This window comes from Paeniglutamicibacter sp. NPDC091659 (assembly GCF_044756805.1).
Classification (GTDB): domain Bacteria; phylum Actinomycetota; class Actinomycetes; order Actinomycetales; family Micrococcaceae; genus Paeniglutamicibacter.
The window spans coordinates 173754-190462 of record NZ_JBIVTO010000009.1 but is presented as its reverse complement, the minus strand read 5'-3'; the positions used below and the strand labels follow the sequence as shown (position 1 = coordinate 190462).

Sequence of the window (16709 nt, the reverse complement as noted above, 5' to 3'; positions counted from 1 at the left end):
GCACAATCATGATTATGACGTTGAGCCAGAACCACCCGATGATGGACGGTCGCACCGCCGATTCTCCGCTGATTTCCGCCTACCGGGGCAAGACCCCCAGCCGCCGCCCCGTATGGTTTATGCGCCAGGCCGGCCGCTCGCTGCCCGAATACCGCAAGCTGCGCGAGGGCACCCAGATGCTCGAATCCTGCCTGCGCCCGGACATGGCGTCCGAAATCACCCTGCAGCCGGTGCGCCGCCACGGCGTCGACGCCGGAATCTTCTTCTCCGACATCGTCATCCCGCTGAAGCTCGCGGGCGTCGATGTCGACATCGTCCCGGGCGTCGGCCCCGTGCTGGGCTCTCCCGTACGCACCGCCGCGGACGTGCGTGCGCTGCCCAAGATGGACGACGCGGCCCTTGACCCGATCCGCGAGGCCGTCGCGATGACCGTCGAACAGCTGGGCAACACCCCGCTGATCGGCTTCGCCGGCGCCCCGTTCACGGTCGCCGCATACATGGTCGAGGGGCGCCCGTCCCGCGACCACCTGGGCCCGCGCACCATGATGCACGCCGAACCCGGTGTCTGGGAGGAGCTGGCCAACTGGGCCGCCGACGCCTCCGGCGCGTTCCTGCGCGCACAGATCGAGGCCGGCGCCTCCGCCGGCCAGCTCTTCGACTCCTGGGCCGGATCGCTCTCGCTGGCCGACTACACCAACTTCGTGGCACCGTCCTCCGCCCGCGCCCTGGACGCGGTGCGCGACCTGGACGTGCCGCTGGTGCACTTCGGCACCGGCACCTCCGAGCTGCTCGGCGCGATGCGCAACGTGGGCGTCGACGTCATGGGCGTGGACTACCGCCTGCCGCTGGACGAGGCGAACCGCCGCCTGGGCGGGGACATCCCGCTGCAGGGCAACATCGACCCGGCGCTGCTCGAGGCCCCGTGGGAGGTGCTCGAGGCGCACGTGCGCGAGGTGCTCGCCGCCGGCGACAGCGCGCCGGGCCACGTGGCCAACCTCGGCCACGGCGTGCCGCCTGACACCAACCCGGAGACGCTGACCCGTGTGGTCGAACTCATCCACTCGATCGCCCCGATAGCACGTTAAGCTAGAAACACGGCCCGCATCCGCTTTCCCCGTTCCGGAATACCCCGCAGCGACGCCCTTGGGCCGCGGCGGGAAGGGGCGGGGAAGGCGGAGGGGCAACCCCGTCTCCAGGAAGAGATCATGCAGTCAAACGCACCAGAGCAGCCCGCCTCCAACGCCGCAGCGGCGAACCAGGAACCCGGCGCGGCGCCCAAGGCCAAGCGTGCACCCGTGGCCTCAAACGCCGCGGCGCACGCCATGCGCTTGCTGCAACGCGCCCGCGCGGGCGAACACCGCTCGGCCGAGCCCAAGGCCCCGGCCGGGCCGCGGGCGGCCGTCATCGGCGGCGGCATCGCCGGCTTGGTTGCGGCCCGCGAGCTCGCCGCGAGCGGGCACTCGGTCACCGTCTACGAGGCTTCCGCCCAGTTCGGCGGCTGCGTGCGCGCCCACGAGGTCGCGGGCCTGGTGCTCGACGCCGGCGCGGAATCCTTCGCCACCCGCTCCACCGCGGTCGCGGACCTGCTGGCCGAACTCGGGCTGGGCGACGACATCGTCACCCCGGCCCCCGGCGGCGCCTGGCTGTACCTCAAGCGCGGAAGCGAATCCTCCGCCCAGCCGCTGCCGGCCACCGGCATCCTGGGCATCCCCGGCGACCCGTGGGCCGAAGAGGTGCGCAGCGCCGTGGGACGCGCCGGCGCCCTGCGCGCGGCGGCGGACCTGATCACCCCGGTCTCCAAGAAACTGCTGGAGGGCGAGCTGTCCCTCGGCGCGCTGGTGCGCTCCCGGATGGGAACCGCCGTGCTGGAAAACCTCGTCACTCCGGTGGTTTCCGGCGTGCACTCGGCCGACCCGGACACCCTTGACGTCGACGCCGTCGCCCCGGGCCTGCGAGCTGCAGTGCTCAAGCACGGGTCGCTGGCCAGGGCCGTGGCCGCCATGCGCGCGGCGGCCCCGGCCGGCTCCGCGGTCGCCTCGATCGTCGGCGGCATGAACAGGCTCACCGCTGCCCTGCTGAAGGACCTGCGCGCCGCGAACGTCGTCCTGCTGCCCGGGACGCCCGTCGCCTCGGTGCACCACAACGCCGAAAGCGGCGAGCCGGAGCGGGCCTTCGAGCTCCATCTGGCCTCCGAAGCCGGTGCAGAGCCGGCCGAGCCCGTCTTCTTCTCCCGCGTGGTCATCGCGACCCCCGGCGAGATCGCCACCGACTTGCTGGCCGGCATCGACCCCGGATTCACCGGCCACCGCCCGGCCCCGGGCGCCGGCATCTCGCTGGTGACACTTGTCATAGACAAGCCCGAGCTCGACGACGCCCCGCGCGGCACCGGCCTGCTGGTCGCGCCCACGGTGGACACCGTCGGGGCCAAGGCGCTGACCCACGGCACCGCCAAGTGGCAGTGGCTGGGCGACGAATCCGGACCCGGCTCCCACGTGCTGCGCCTGTCCTACGGGCGGCTGAACGACGTGGCCGGTTCGCTGGCCAACGCGGACGACGAGTCGCTGCGTGCCGCGGCGCTCTTGGACGCCTCCACCCTGCTGGGCCTGGAAATCACGGCCGGCGACGTGCTGGGCTTCGACGTGGTGCGCTACGCGGGCGCGCTGCCGTTTGCGACGACCGGGCACGCCGCCCGCGTCGCGGCGATCCGCGAACGCGCGGATGCGACCCCGGGGCTCGAGATCGTGGGTGCCTGGCTCTCCGGGACCGGGCTGGCGGCCGTGGTGGCCGACACCCGCAGGCGCCTGCGCGTCAGTGCCAGCTAGCTCCGGGGATCCGGCCGGGCGGCCGGGCAGCAACAGACTTTCACACCAGAGAAGAAACAGCCCCTTCGCCTTCACGTGCGAAGAACCGCAGAGAAAGCAGAAGAATCATGAGTGCAGTTGAAAGCAATTCGCCAGTGATCCGCGACCGCGAGGCCGCGGGCGACGCCAAGATGTACTACACGCTGTGGACCATCTTCAAGCGCGACTCGGATCTGGACCGCACCGAGGGCGTCGAGGCCTTCGACTCGCTGGTCGAGGAGCTCGCCGCCGAGGGCGTGACCGTGCGCGGCACCTACGACGTCTCGGGCATGCGCGAGGACGCCGACGTGATGATCTGGATGCACGGCGCCACCGCCGAGTCCCTGCAGGCCGCGCTGCGCAAGGTCCGCCGCTCGTTCCTCTTCGCCGAGACCTCGGTCGTCTACTCGACCATGGGCGTGCACCGCGAAGCCGAGTTCGCCAAGGACCACTCGCCGGCTTTCGCCCGCGGCGTCGCCCCCGAGGCCTGGATGACCGTCTACCCGTTCGTGCGCACCAACGACTGGTACCTGCTCGACCCGAAGGACCGCGGCAAGATGCTGCGCGACCACGGCATCCTGGGCCGCGAGTTCCCGATGGTGCTCGCCAACACCGTCGCCGCGTTCTCCTTCAGCGACTACGAATGGCAGATCTGCCTCGAGGCCCCGGACATGATCGACCTGGTCGACATGATGCGCCACCTGCGCTACACCGAGGCCCGCAACCACGTGCGCGAGGAAACCCCGTTCTACACCGGACGCCGCATCTCCACCGCCGAGGTCGCCGAGGTCCTGCGATGAGCCAGGCCTTCGACCCGCGCGTCGGCTACGACGAAAACGGTGTCATGGCACCCAAGGCCTACGACGCGATCCTGCTGGCGTCCTTCGGCGGCCCGGAGGGGCAGGACGACGTCATCCCGTTCCTGCGCAACGTCACCGCCGGCCGCGGCATTCCCGACGAGCGCCTCGAGGAGGTGTCCCACCACTACCGCAAGAACGGCGGCATTTCCCCGATCAACGCACAGAACCGCGCGCTGAAGGCGGCCCTCGAGGCCGAGCTGGCCGCCCGCGGCATCGACCTGCCGGTCTACTGGGGCAACCGCAACTGGGCGCCGTACATCCCGGAAACCGTCGAGCGGATGTACGCCGAGGGCCACCGCAAGGTGCTCATGCTCTCCACCAGCGCCTACTCCGGCTACTCGAGCTGCCGCCAGTACCGCGAGGACCTCGGCGAGGCCCTGCGCGAGACGGGACTGGAGGGCAAGCTCGAGGTGGACAAGGTGCGCCAGTACTTCGACACCCCCGCGTTTGTTACACCCTTCATGGAGGGGCTCACCGATTCGCTGGCCGACGTGCGGGCGCAGCTGGCGCAGGCCGGGAACCCGGACGGCGAGATCAAGATCGTCTTTGTCACCCACTCCATCCCCGTTTCCGACGCCGAGGCTGCGGGCCCGCGCGACCTCGTCGCGACCCTGGACACCGACCTCTACACGGCCCAGCACCTTGCCGTGGCCGACGCCATCCTCGCCGGCGTGCCCGCCGCGGCCGGACTGGAGCACACGCTGGTCTTCCAGTCGCGTTCCGGCGCCCCGCACATCCCGTGGCTCGAGCCGGACATCAACGACGCCCTGCAGGAGTACAAGGCAGCCGGCGTTGCCGGCGTCGTGGTGGTGCCCATCGGCTTCGTCTCCGACCACATGGAGGTCCTCTGGGACCTGGACACCGAGGCGAAGGACACCTGCGCCGAGCTCGGCCTGGCCTTCCACCGCGTGCCGACCCCTGGAACCCACGCCACGTTCGTCTCCGGCATGATCGACCTGGTCAGCGAACGCGTTGCCGGCGCCGACGGAAACGCGCTGAAGCCCGGCCGCGACTCCGTGGCCGCGCTGGGGCCGTGGTTCGACGTCTGCCGACCCAACTGCTGCGCCAAGGCCATGCGCGACGGCACCGTCAAGCCGACCATCGCCGCCGTCGACTCCGAGGTCGGGGTGCCGACGCCATGACCCAGGCACCCTTCCGCATCGGCACGCGCGGCTCCGCGCTGGCCACCACCCAGACCGGGCACGTGGCCGCGGAGCTTGCGGCGCTGGCCGGCGTCGAGATCGAAACCGTCCTGGTGAAGACCGAGGGCGACGTGATCACCGGGCCGCTCTCGCAGCTCGGCGGCACCGGCGTGTTCGCGGCGGCGCTGCGCCAGGCGCTGCTCACCGGTGAGTGCGACCTGGCCGTGCACTCGCTCAAGGACCTGCCGACGACCCAGCCCGAGGGCCTGGTCATCGCGGCGACCCCCAAGCGTGCCGACGTGCGCGACGCGCTGTGCGCCCGCGACGGGCTGTTCCTGGCCGAGCTGCCCGAGGGCGCAACCGTGGGCACCGGCTCCCCGCGCCGCGCAGCGCAGCTGCTGGCCTTCCGCCCGGACCTGAGGATCGTCGACATCCGCGGGAACGTCGGCACCCGGCTGGGTCGCGTGAAGGGTTCGCCCGCGCAGGCCGACGACGGGGGAGTGGGCCGCACCAACCAGGGCGACCTGGACGCCGTCATCCTGGCCGCCGCCGGCCTGGAACGCCTCGGCTTCGAATCCCACATCACCGAGTACCTGGACCCGGAGATCATGCTCCCGGCCCCCGGGCAGGGATCGCTGGCCGTCGAGGTCCGTGCCGCGGGCAGCTCGAACGCCGCGGTCGACGCGGCGCTGGAGAAGCTCGACGACCACGACACCCGCCTGGCGGTCACCGCCGAACGCGCGCTGCTGGCGCGTCTGGAGGCCGGCTGCGCCGCGCCCATCGGCGCGCTGGCCCGCGTCTTCGAGGACACGCTGGTGCTCGATTCGGTGGCCTGCCGTCCCGACGGCACCGACACCATGCGCCGCTCCGCCACCACGCGGGAGCTCACTCTCGACGGGGCCGTCGCCCTGGGCGTGGCCCTGGCCGAGCAACTGCTGCGCGAGGGCGCCGCGGCGTTGGCGGGGCTCTAGCGGCCATGTCCATTTCCGGGGTGTTGGCGGGGCGCACCGTCCTGCTGCTGCGCAGCAAGGATCGGGCCTCGGCCACGATCGCTGCGCTGCGCGAACGCGGGGCGCGCACCGCGCTGTGCCAGCTCATCGACTTCGAGCTGCCCGCCGACACCGCGGAACTGGATGCCGGCCTGCGCCGGCTGCTGGCCGGCGGGTTCGACTGGTGCGTGTTCACCTCCGTCAACACGCTCGCCGCGCTCACCGTGCGCGCCAGGGCACTGGGCCTGGAACCGGCCATCCCGTCCGCCACCCGCATCGCCGTCGTCGGCGAGGCCACGGCGCGGGCCGTCCGGGCCTTGGGCTCGAATGTCGACTTCATGCCGAGTGCCGACCACTCGGCCCGCGGCATGCTCGCCGAATGGGGCGCCCTGCGCGAGGGGCCGGCGAGCGTGTTCATGCCGCAGGCGGACATCGCCTCCTCAACGCTGCGCGACGGGTTCGCCGCCAGCGGGTGGGACGCCCACATCGTGGTTGCCTACAACACCGTTGCGGCCCCCGCGGACCCCGACCGCGCACTGGTTTCCCCCGCCGGCGCATCCGCGGCGGACCTGCCGCCCGGCTGCCTCCTGCTGGACGCCGCCGGGCTTGCCGCCGCGCTGCCCGGCATCGACGCCGTCTTCTTCACCTCCCCGAGCGCCGTGGACAGGTTCCTGGCCGTGGTGCCCGATCCGGGTGCCGCACCGGCGCTCGTCGCCATCGGGGACAGCACCGCGGCGCGCCTGCGCGAGCGCGGGCTCACCCCCGCCGCCGTCGCGGACATGCCCACACCCGAGGGCATGATCGCCGCCTGGGAAGCCGTGCTGGCTGCCTCCCGAAGCGGCTAGCGACTCCGGATGCCACTGGCAACCCCGCACCCGAACACCCCGAACTTGAACACCCCAGAACTTGGAAAACCCCGAGCTTCACAAGGAGCCAGAATGTCATTCCCGTCCCGCAGGCCCCGCCGCCTGCGCACCACCCCCGCCATGCGCCGACTCGCCGCCGAGCTGACCCTGGCCCCGCAGCAACTGATCCTGCCCGCGTTCGTGCGCGAGGGGCTCACCGAGCCCAACCCGATCACCTCCATGCCCGGCGTCGTGCAGCACACCCTCGACACGCTCAAGGCCGCCGCCGCGGAGGCCGTCGAGCTGGGCCTGGGCGGCATCATGCTCTTCGGCATCCCGGAGACCCGCGACGCGATGGGCAGCGCCGGCACCGACCCGAACGGCATCCTGAACCGCGGCATCGAGGCCGTGCGCGCCGAGGTCGGCGACGAGCTGGTCATCATGTCCGACGTCTGCCTGGACGAGTTCACCGACCACGGCCACTGCGGCGTGCTCGACGCCAAGGGCAACGTGGACAACGACGCCACGCTGGAGATCTACGGCCGGATGGCCGTCGCGCAGGCGGAAGCCGGCGCCCACATGCTCGGCCCCTCCGGCATGATGGACGGCCAGGTCGCCGTCATCCGCCAGGCCCTGGACGACGCCGGCCACCAGGACGTCTCCATCCTGGCCTACGCCGCCAAGTACGCTTCCGCGTTCTACGGCCCGTTCCGCGAGGCCGTCGACTCCCAGCTCAAGGGCGACCGCCGCACCTACCAGATGGACGCCGCGAACCGCCGCGAGGCACTTCTGGAGGTCGAGCTCGACCTGGCCGAGGGCGCCGACATGGTCATGGTCAAGCCGGCCATGAGCTACCTCGACGTGCTGGCCGATGTCGCCGCCATGTCCCCGGTGCCGGTTTCCGCCTACCAGATCTCCGGCGAGTACGCGATGATCGAGGCCGCCGCCGCCAACGGCTGGATCGACCGCCGCGCCGCCATCACCGAATCCGTCCTGGGCATCCGCCGCGCCGGTGCCGACACCGTGTTGACCTACTGGGCCAGTGAACTCGCCCAGTGGCTGAAAGAAGGAAAGTAATGACCAGCTCCGCAGAACTCTTCGCCACCGCCCAGAAGCTCATGCCCGGCGGGGTGAACTCCCCGGTGCGCGCCTTCGGCTCGGTCGGCGGAGTGCCCCCGTTCATGGTCGGCGCCAAGGGTGCCTACCTGACCGATGCCGACGGCAACTCCTACGTGGACCTGGTCTGCTCGTGGGGTCCGGCGCTGCTCGGCCACGCGCACCCGGCCATCCAGGACGCCGTGCACGCGGCCGTCGACCGCGGGCTGTCCTTCGGCGCCTCGACGCCCGACGAGGGCAAGCTCGCCGCGCTGGTGATGGGCCGCGTCGGTGGCGTCGAGCGCATGCGCATGGTCTCCACGGGCACCGAGGCGACCATGACCGCGGTGCGCCTGGCCCGCGGCTTCACCGGCCGCGACCTGATCGTGAAGTTCGCGGGTTGCTACCACGGCCACCTCGACGGCCTGCTGGCCGCCGCCGGCTCCGGCCTGGCCACCCTGGCGCTGCCCGGCTCGGCCGGCGTCACCGCGGCCACCGCCGCGGAGACCCTGGTGCTGCCGTACAACGACCGCGAGGCCATCACCGCGGCCTTCGCCGAGCACGGTGCCAACATCGCAGCGGTCATCACCGAATCCGCGCCCTGCAACATGGGCGTCGTCACCCCGGAGGCCGGCTTCAACAAGTTCCTGGCCGAGACCACCACCGCCAACGGCGCGCTGCTGATCCTCGACGAGGTGCTCACCGGTTTCCGGGCCTCCGACGCCGGCTACTGGGGTTTGACCGGCCGCACCGAGGGCTGGACCCCGGACCTCTACACCTTCGGCAAGGTCATCGGCGGCGGCCTGCCCACCGCCGCGCTCGGCGGCCGCGCCGAGGTCATGGACTACCTGGCACCGCTGGGTCCCGTGTACCAGGCCGGTACGCTCTCGGGCAACCCGGTCGCCATGGCCGCGGGCATCGCCCAGCTGACCCACGCGACCCCGGAGGTCTACGCGCACATCGACGCCAAGTCGCTTGAGCTGCAGGCCGCGCTGGCCTCCGCGCTGAACGACGCGGGGGTCGATCACTCGATCCAGCGTGCGGGCAACCTGTTCTCCGTCGCCTTCGGCACCTCGGAGCACGGCGTGCACAACTACGCGCAGGCCCAGGCGCAGGAAGCCTACCGCTACGCGCCGTTCTTCCACTCGATGCTGCAGTCGGGCATCTACCTGCCGCCGAGCGTCTTCGAGGCTTGGTTCCTGTCCTCCGCCCACGACGACGAGGCCATGGACAAGATCTTCGCGGCGCTCCCGGCCGCGGCTCGCGCCGCCGCCGCGGCCACCCCGGCCGCCTAAGTTCCGCAATCCGATCTCAGCGGCCTGACCGCCGCCGGTCGGATCCCGGCCCGAATGCTCCCCGTATTCCCGCACACCGCCAAGGTGCCGCGGGAAACCGGGGAGCATTCCGCGTTTCGCGGGCAGGCAAACTGGGCGGGTGAGGCCCCGGCGGGCGGCTGGAGGGTCCCTTGCGGTGAGGCGTGGCTCACGTGGCACGTCGGGCCCAACGTCGGATCCGGCACCTCGGGCGCGGTGCCGGAGCGCGGCCGCACTGCCAGTCATAGGTTCTAAACACCCACGTCAGAATGAGATTGTTCGACAAAGAGTGGCCGCATCGCAGTGCGGGCGGCCGCAGCCGGAGCCGCCAATGCGGTTCGGTCCCTCGGCAGAGCGCAGAATCCGCGCCAAGGCAGCACGGCTAGGCTTGTGCGGTTAGTTTTCGCGTTTCATTGCCCAGGGGATCATAGTGAGCCTATTTCGTACAAAACCCGTCGAGAGTTTCTTGGCGGATGCCGCAGAGCCGGGTCGCCAGCTCAAGCGGACCCTGAACACCTGGGATCTGATGATCATGGGTGTAGCAGTATCGGTGGGCGCCGGAATCTTTTCCGTGGGTGCACGGGCCGCAGCAAACTTCTCCGGTCCAGCAGTCACGCTTTCCTTTGTGATCGCCGCGCTTACCTGCGCAATGGCGATCATGTGTTACGCAGAATTTGCCACGGCGATCCCCGTTGCAGGTTCAGCGTATGTATTTTCCTACGCCACCATGGGCGAGTTCATTGCGTGGATCATCGGGTGGAACCTGATCCTCGAACTGTTCACCGCAGCAGCGGTGATCGCCAAGTACTGGGGTATCTACCTCACCGAAGTCTTCCAGCTCGTGGGAGTACACCTCTCACCAACCATTGATCTAGGCATCGTCACCATGAGCTGGGGGCCGCTGCTGATCGTTGCGCTGTTTACGCTGTTGCTCGTCATGGGCACCAAGCTTTCAGCCACGGTCGGCAACGTCTTCACCGTCATCAAGATCGGCGTGGTGCTCTTTGTCATCATCGCCGGGTTCTTTTACGTCAAGGTGGAGAACTACACGCCGTTCGTTCCGGAGGCCGTCCCGGCCACGGGTGACGGCACCACCGAGGTGCTCAAGCAGTCGCTCTTCGCCTTCGCCACCGGCGCCGCTCCGGCGCAGTACGGCATGATGGGCGTCTTCGCGGGCGCCGCACTGGTGTTCTTCGCCTTCGTCGGTTTCGATGTCGTCGCCACCAGCGCCGAGGAAGTCAAGGACCCGAGCAAGACGCTGCCGCGCGGCATCTTCGCCGGCCTGGCCCTGACCACTCTGCTCTACGTGGGCGTCTCGCTCGCGCTGACCGGCATGGTCTCCTACAAGGACCTTGCCGCAGTCGACACCCCGAACCTGGCCACCGCTTTCCAGCTGGTGGGCAACGAGGGTGCCGCATCGGTCATCGCCGTCGGCTCGCTGATCGGCCTGACCACCGTGATCATGGTGCTGCTCATGGGCCTCTCGCGCGTGGTGCTTGCCATCAGCCGCGACGGCCTGCTGCCGCGCTCGCTGTCCAAGACCAGCGCCAAGCGCGGCACCCCCGTGCGCATCACCGTCATCTGCGGTGCCCTCGTGGCATTCGCCGCCGGCTTCACCCGCGTGGACGTGCTCGAGGAAATGATCAACATCGGCACGCTGTCCGCCTTCGTGATGGTCAGCCTGGGCATCATCGTCCTGCGCCGCAAGCGCCCGGATTTGAAGCCCGCCTTCCGAGTGCCGTTCGGACCGGTCATCCCGATCGTTTCGGCCCTGTTGTGCACCTACCTGATGCTCAACCTGGCCGTCGAGACCTGGATCTACTTTGCCGGCTGGCTGGTGCTGGGCGTGGCGATCTACTTCGGCTACGGCCGACGCCACTCGCGCCTGAACGAGAAGTTCGCCGACCAGATCGCAGCGATGGAAAAGGCCGACGAGCCGGAGCTCGTCGGCAAGTAAGACCGCCGACCGCCCCCACCCGGGGCGCAGGCAAACAAGCATCGAACAGGCGAAAGCGCCGACACCACTTCTGCGATCCAGAACAGGGTGCCGGCGCTTTTGCGTACCCGCCGTGTTTCCACGCTTTCCGGCGCGACTTCAGTTGGCACCGGTCTTGTGACTGCGGAACTAGAAGCAGAACTGGCGCAGCGGGTCGGGGAAATCGGCGCCGCAGAGCCAAGAGTCCGGGGTCGGCGTGGCCGGAACCGTGGGTGTCGGTTTAGCCGGAAGAGGGGCGGCCGGTTTGGGCTCAGGAGCCTTGGGGAAGGGGAGCATCAGCACCGCCAGGAGGGGATGGTGGTCCGACGGTACCTTGCCCTTGAGCTTGCCGGTGCGGGGATCGAGCTTCACGACCAGTTCCCAGCTTTTGACTCCGATGTCCTTGGTGACCATGATGTAGTCGATTCGCTTGCCGGGTATCCGCGGGGGAGGGTTCTTGAACCCGTGGAAACTGTTGAAAGTGGTGTTCTTCCCCGGCGCGTCGACTTTTGCGGTGTCCGAGAATCCGTTCTTGACCAACGTCTTCACCGGCTTCTGGTAGGCATAGGAGTTCAGGTCGCCCATGAAGACAACCGGCAGCCCCTGCGGATTGATCGAGGTGAGCAGGGCCTTGAGGATGTTCTTGACTTGCCCGTTGCGGCAGAGCTCGAAGTCGCCGCGCTCGTTGATGCCCTCGAAGTCCAGGTGGGTGTTCACCATCAGGAATGTGGTCGATGGGGTGGTGCGCGTGCGGAAGACCTGCCAGACCATGGCGCGGTCGTCCCATTCGCACCAGTCGTTGTCCACGTTGACGGTTCCTCCGGTGCCGATGGGTTCCACCGTTGCCTTTTTGTAGAAGATGTGCAGGCCGAATTGCTCCGCCTCGTCATCGGAACAGTGCTTCTTGCCGCAATCCTCGTACTTGCCGTCGGAACCCGTGAGTGCGTGGCCGTACCCCTTTTTGGCAAGGGCACGGCGCAGGCTCTCCCACTGGGGGATGTCGTCGTCGTTGTCATCCCAGTCGCGGGTGATGGAGGCTTCCTGGACTCCCAGGACATCCACGGAATGCGAGGCGACCGTCTTGGCCACTGTCCCACGGCGTTCGTCCCAAGGGTGCTCGTCCTGGTGCAGCAGCGCCGTCAGGATGTTGAAACTCATTGCCGTGATCCGCGGTGCCGGTGCATTGCCGGTGGCAACCTGCTTTGGCACGGGCTTGGTTGGCTGCTCGGTGACCTTCGTGGCCTTGGCTGGTTGTCCCGTGAGCGAGGGGCCTTCGGGGGCCTGTTGGCGTACTGCAACCCCTTGCGGCGGTGCTACCGCCGGCGCCGCGCTGGGTGTTGGCCAGCCCCCGATCGCGGCAGCGATAACCAGCGCTGCCGATGCTCCCCAAAATGCACGAAATCTCCGCGGCACCTGGCCACCCCAATCGACCGTGGCCGGGTCCGGCCACTTGGATTTGTCCTTACAGGGGCCTCGACCGCGCCATCATGGCCGGGGTCCTGAGCGGCCCCGGATGATGCGAGTGCATCCGGGGCGAACTCATTTGCCCATGCTAACACCGGCGGTCGCGAGTCAATAGGTGGGAAAGCCTCCGAATTTGGCGGCCGGCGGCAGGGATGCAGGACCTGGCTGCGGGGCGGCAGACACCGCCCGTCTCGGCCCGCGCGCCGCCGCGGGAGTGGTGCCTCGGTGCGGCGGCAAAACGGGATTGACGCGTCGCTGGCACAAAGAATGCGCTGCCCCCGTCCTGCCGAGGCAGGGGGAACAGCGCATTCTTGCGGACTCCCCGGAGGGACTCGTACGGACCTTAGAACGCCGGGATGACGTCGCCTTCGGTCCAGGTGGTCTTGATGTACTCGCGGACCTCGTCCGAACGCAGCAGCTCATCGAGCTTGGCGATCGCCGGGGTCGACTCGCCCTCGCGCCAGGTCAGGAAGTTGGCGTTCGGGTTGTTGATCGCCGACTCCTGGGTCAGGACCTCGTCCTTGTTCAGCTTCGCCTGGACGATGTAGTTTCCGTTCACGATCGCCATGCCCACGGTGGGGTCTTCCTGGTAGAACTTCGGAACCTGCTCCGAGTTCACTTCCTTGAACACGAGCTTCTTCGGGTTCTTGGCCGCGTCGTCCTGGACGGTCAGGGCCGAGTCGCCGTCAACCAGTCCGCTCAGCAGGCCCGCGGTCTCCAGCACGCGCAGGCCGCGCAGCTGGTTCACCGGGTCGTTGTTCAGCACGACAACGGCGCCCTCGGTCACCGAGGCGACGTCCTTGAACTTCTTCGAGAACACGGTCAGCGGTTCCAGGTGGATGCCGGCGCCGTGATCGAACTTGTAGCCCTTGGTCTTTTCCTGGTCGGCCAGGTAGGCCTCGGTCTGGAAGTAGTTGGCGTCCAGGGTGCCGTCCGCCAGGGCGATGTTCGGGGTCTGGTAATCGTCGATCTCGGTGATTTCCAGGTCGATGCCGTTCTTCGCGGCCAAGTTCTTGTCGATGAACTCGAGGATCTGGGCGTGCGGGATCGGGCTGGCCCCGACCTTGACGACGGTCGGGTTGGCCGGGTCGAGGGATGCCGTCGCGCTGGGGGCAGCGGCAGGGCCGCCACCGCAAGCCGTCAGTGCGAACAGGGTTGCGACGCCGGTCAGGGCAAGTGCGAGTTTCTTACGCATCGGATGCGTTTTCCTTTTCATCAAGACCCGATGTCGGTGGACAACGGGCAACTAACGCAGCTAGCGGCTACTGGCTGCGCGCCGGCGGGTGGACCGCCGGAAAATCACGAAGAGGCACGGGTGCGCCCCAAGGGGATACTGCGATGGAAAAGCTGGGTGCTGCATGGTCGGCGGAACTGCGCATCCGGACCGTGCCACCCGGGGTGGGTTGGCGCGGCGCAAGGCGCCGCACCAACCTGGATCCTGCCGGTGGGTGGAGTCGGGCCTAGAAGGCCGGGATGACGTCGCCCTCTGGCCAGGTGGTCTTGATGTAGGTGCGGACCTCGTCCGAGCGCAGCAGCTCATCGAGCTTGGCAACGGCTGCGGTCTTCTCGCCGGCACGCCAAGCCAGGATGTTGGCATTCGGGTTGTCCTTGGTCGGCTCCACGGCGATGACCTCGTCCTTGTTCAGCTTCGCCTGGACGATGTAGTTGCCGTTGACCACGGCGATGCCCACGGTCGGGTCCTCCTGGTAGAACTTCGGGACCTGCTCGGCATTCACTTCGCGGAACTTCAGGTGCTTCGGGTTCTTTGCCTCGTCGGACTCGACGGTCAGGACCGAGTCGCCGTCGACGATGCCGCTGAGCAGTCCGGCGCCCTCAAGGACGCGCAGGCCGCGGACCTGGTTGGACGGGTCGTTCATCAACACGACGAGCGCGCCGTCGGTGACCGAGGCCGCGTCGGCAAACTGCTTGGAGAACGCGGTCAGCGGTTCGAGCAGGATGCCCGCGCCGTGCTCCAGCTTGTAGCCCTTGGTCTTGACCTGGTCGTCGAAGAACGGAACGTGCTGGAAGAAGTTGGCGTCGATCGAGCCGTCGCTCAGCGCCAGGTTCGGGGTCTGGTAGTCGTCGATCTCTGTGATTTCCAGGTCGATGCCGGCCTTCTTGGCGAGGTTCTCGTCGATGTACTGGAGGATCTGGGAGTGCGGAACCGGGCTGGCGCCGACCTTGACGACCGTCGGGTTGGCCGGGTCGAGCGTGGCGTTGACGTCCGCGCTGGGGGCGGCAGCGCCGCCGCAGGCAGTCAGCGCGAACAGGGTTGCGACGCCGGTGAGGGCGAGAGCGAGTTTCTTACGCATTGGATGCGTTTCCTTTTCATGAAGAACCGGTATGAAGTGACACCGGGTAACCAACGCAGCTAGCGGCTACTGGCTGCGCGCCGGCGGACAAGCCGCCGGAAATTTTCTGGGGGAGCGCCGCGACGGCGCCCCGGGGGGTCTAGCGGTGGTCGACCGCGCGGGCGGCCCTGTCGCCGATGATCTGGACCAGCTGCACCAGCAATACGATGATCACGATGGTGACGATCATGATGGTGGCGTCGAAGCGCTGGAAGCCGTAGTTGTAGGCCAGGCGGCCCAGGCCGCCACCGCCGACCAGGCCGGCCATTGCGGAGTAGCCGATCAGCGTCACGATCGTGGTGGTCGTCGCGGCGATGATGCCGGGCATGGCCTCGGGGACCAGCACCTTGCGGATCACCTGCATCTTGGTCGAACCCATGACCAGTGCCGCGTCGATCTTGCCCGCGGCGACGTCGCGCAGGGCGGTTTCCACGAGGCGGGCGAAGAACGGGATGGTGCCGATGGTCAGCGAGACCGAAGCGGCGATCGGGCCCAGCGAGGTTCCCACCAGCCATGAGGCAAACGGGATCAGCGAAACCATGAGGATCGCGAACGGGATCGAACGGGTGATGTTGACGATGATGCCCGACAGAACCACGTTCAGGGTCTTGTTCGGGGTCAGTCCGTCCTTGGCCGTGTTCAGCAGCAGGATGCCCAGGGGCAGGCCCACCACCACGGTGAAGAACGCCGAAATGCCAATCATCTGCAGGGTCTCAAGGAACGCGGGCCACATGGCCTTGGTGATGCCGGGGTTGGTCATCAGGTCGTTGAAGAAGTCCATGTCCTACTTGGCCTCCTTCACGGTGACTGCAACGCCGTTGGAGAGCAGGTGGGTGGTGATGGCGGCGATGTCGGATCCTTCGGGAAGCTGGATGCGCAGGTGCGCGAATTGGTGTTCGCCGAGGTGTTCGACCGAACCGGCCAGCACGTTGACATCGACATCGAAGGTGCGGGCGATCGAGGAGATCACCGGCTCGGTGGCCTGGGTTCCGGAGTAGAGCAGGTCCAGCACGGTGCCCGACGGAAGGTTGTCGGGCAGGTCGCCCGGCATCGGCAGCAGGGCCTGGGACAGGCGGCCCGCCGGGTCGGCGACGACCTTCTGGATGTCGCCGTGCTCAACGATGCGGCCGGCCTCAAGCAGGGACACCGAATCGCAGGCCTGCTTCACGACGTTCATCTCGTGCGTGATGATCAGCACCGTGAGGTTCAGGCGGTCGCGCACGGACTTGATCAGTTCAAGGATCTCGTCGGTGGTCTTCGGGTCCAGGGCGCTGGTCGGCTCGTCGCACAACAGCACGTCGGGATCCGAGCACAGGGCGCGGGCGATGCCCACGCGCTGGCGCTGGCCGCCGGAAAGCTGGGACGGGTAGGCGTCCGCGAACTTGGTCAGGCCCACCAATTCCAGCAGGTCGGCGACCTTGGCCTTGATCTCGGCCTTCGGGGTGCCGATGAGTTCCAGCGGGAACGCGACGTTTTGCGCGGTGGTGCGCGAATCCATCAGGTTTGCGTGCTGGAAGACCATGCCGATGCGGCGGCGCGCGGTGCGCAGGTCGGCATCGGAAACGTTGGCGAGTTCCTTGTTGTTCACTGCAACGGACCCGGAGGTGGGGCGGTCCAACAGGGTCAGGCAACGCACCAGCGTCGACTTTCCGGCGCCGGAATGGCCGATGATGCCGTGAATCTGGCCGGCATCAACGTGCAAGGAGACACCGTCGAGGGCGACGACGGTGCGATCGCCCTGCTGGTAGACCTTGCGCAGGTCGGTAACTGTGATCAAAAGGGGTGTCCTCGGCAATCAAGATGCAAAAAGTAAAAAGGGGTACTACATATTGAAA

14 protein-coding genes are annotated in these 16709 nt (G+C 68.3%); 9 read left to right on the top strand and 5 right to left on the bottom strand.

Annotation, left to right across the window (positions count from 1 at the left end; genetic code table 11):
- The first annotated feature begins 14 nt into the window (after positions 1–14).
- The 9 genes from hemE to ACIQLF_RS16505 all read left to right on the top strand — a co-directional run bounded on the left by hemE (position 15) and on the right by ACIQLF_RS16505 (position 11041).
- Entirely contained in the window at positions 15–1085 is a 1071-nt protein-coding gene (gene hemE / locus ACIQLF_RS16545; protein ID WP_400300710.1) for a uroporphyrinogen decarboxylase, read from the top strand.
- A gap of 120 nt (positions 1086–1205) precedes the next feature.
- The gene (locus ACIQLF_RS16540) at positions 1206–2822 is read left to right on the top strand and encodes an FAD-dependent oxidoreductase (protein WP_400300707.1); all 1617 of its coding nucleotides are present in this window, start codon (positions 1206–1208) and stop codon (positions 2820–2822) included.
- A gap of 107 nt (positions 2823–2929) precedes the next feature.
- Entirely contained in the window at positions 2930–3640 is a 711-nt protein-coding gene (gene hemQ, locus ACIQLF_RS16535) for a hydrogen peroxide-dependent heme synthase (RefSeq protein ID WP_400300705.1), read from the top strand.
- Entirely contained in the window at positions 3637–4842 is a 1206-nt protein-coding gene (locus tag ACIQLF_RS16530) for a ferrochelatase (protein WP_400300702.1), read from the top strand. The genes hemQ and ACIQLF_RS16530 overlap by 4 nt, the downstream gene beginning before the upstream one ends.
- Entirely contained in the window at positions 4839–5813 is a 975-nt protein-coding gene (gene hemC / locus ACIQLF_RS16525; RefSeq protein ID WP_400300699.1) for a hydroxymethylbilane synthase, read from the top strand. Before ACIQLF_RS16530 ends, hemC begins: the two co-directional genes overlap by 4 nt.
- Before the next feature lie 5 nt (positions 5814–5818).
- Positions 5819–6676: a uroporphyrinogen-III synthase gene (locus tag ACIQLF_RS16520; protein ID WP_400300697.1), complete on the top strand. Its 858-nt coding sequence runs from the start codon at positions 5819–5821 to the stop codon at positions 6674–6676.
- 93 nt (positions 6677–6769) lie between these two features.
- Positions 6770–7753 carry a porphobilinogen synthase gene (hemB, locus tag ACIQLF_RS16515; RefSeq protein WP_400300694.1) on the top strand — a complete coding sequence of 328 codons (984 nt, stop codon included), beginning with the start codon at positions 6770–6772 and terminating at the stop codon, positions 7751–7753.
- Positions 7753–9066 carry a glutamate-1-semialdehyde 2,1-aminomutase gene (gene hemL / locus ACIQLF_RS16510; RefSeq protein WP_400300691.1) on the top strand — a complete coding sequence of 438 codons (1314 nt, stop codon included), beginning with the start codon at positions 7753–7755 and terminating at the stop codon, positions 9064–9066. Before hemB ends, hemL begins: the two co-directional genes overlap by 1 nt.
- Positions 9067–9514: 448 nt before the next feature.
- Positions 9515–11041 (top strand): amino acid permease, encoded by a 1527-nt coding sequence (locus tag ACIQLF_RS16505; RefSeq protein ID WP_400300689.1) that lies wholly within the window; start codon positions 9515–9517, stop codon positions 11039–11041.
- A 168-nt stretch (positions 11042–11209) separates the two neighbouring features.
- Here ACIQLF_RS16505 and ACIQLF_RS16500 read toward each other — a convergent pair whose 3' ends face one another.
- The 5 genes from ACIQLF_RS16500 to ACIQLF_RS16480 form a co-directional block, all read right to left on the bottom strand.
- On the bottom strand, positions 11210–12217 hold the full coding sequence (locus ACIQLF_RS16500; RefSeq protein WP_400300686.1) for an endonuclease/exonuclease/phosphatase family protein: 1008 nt from the start codon (positions 12215–12217) through the stop codon (positions 11210–11212).
- A 649-nt stretch (positions 12218–12866) separates the two neighbouring features.
- Entirely contained in the window at positions 12867–13718 is an 852-nt protein-coding gene (locus ACIQLF_RS16495) for a MetQ/NlpA family ABC transporter substrate-binding protein (protein WP_400300683.1), read from the bottom strand.
- 265 nt (positions 13719–13983) lie between these two features.
- Positions 13984–14835, bottom strand: coding sequence for a MetQ/NlpA family ABC transporter substrate-binding protein (locus ACIQLF_RS16490; RefSeq protein ID WP_400300681.1), 852 nt, complete (start codon positions 14833–14835; stop codon positions 13984–13986).
- A gap of 139 nt (positions 14836–14974) precedes the next feature.
- A complete protein-coding gene (locus ACIQLF_RS16485; protein ID WP_400300678.1) occupies positions 14975–15655 on the bottom strand; it encodes a methionine ABC transporter permease in 681 nt (226 codons plus the stop codon).
- Between the two features lie 3 nt (positions 15656–15658).
- Positions 15659–16651: a methionine ABC transporter ATP-binding protein gene (locus ACIQLF_RS16480; protein ID WP_400300675.1), complete on the bottom strand. Its 993-nt coding sequence runs from the start codon at positions 16649–16651 to the stop codon at positions 15659–15661.
- Positions 16652–16709 lie beyond the last annotated feature (58 nt).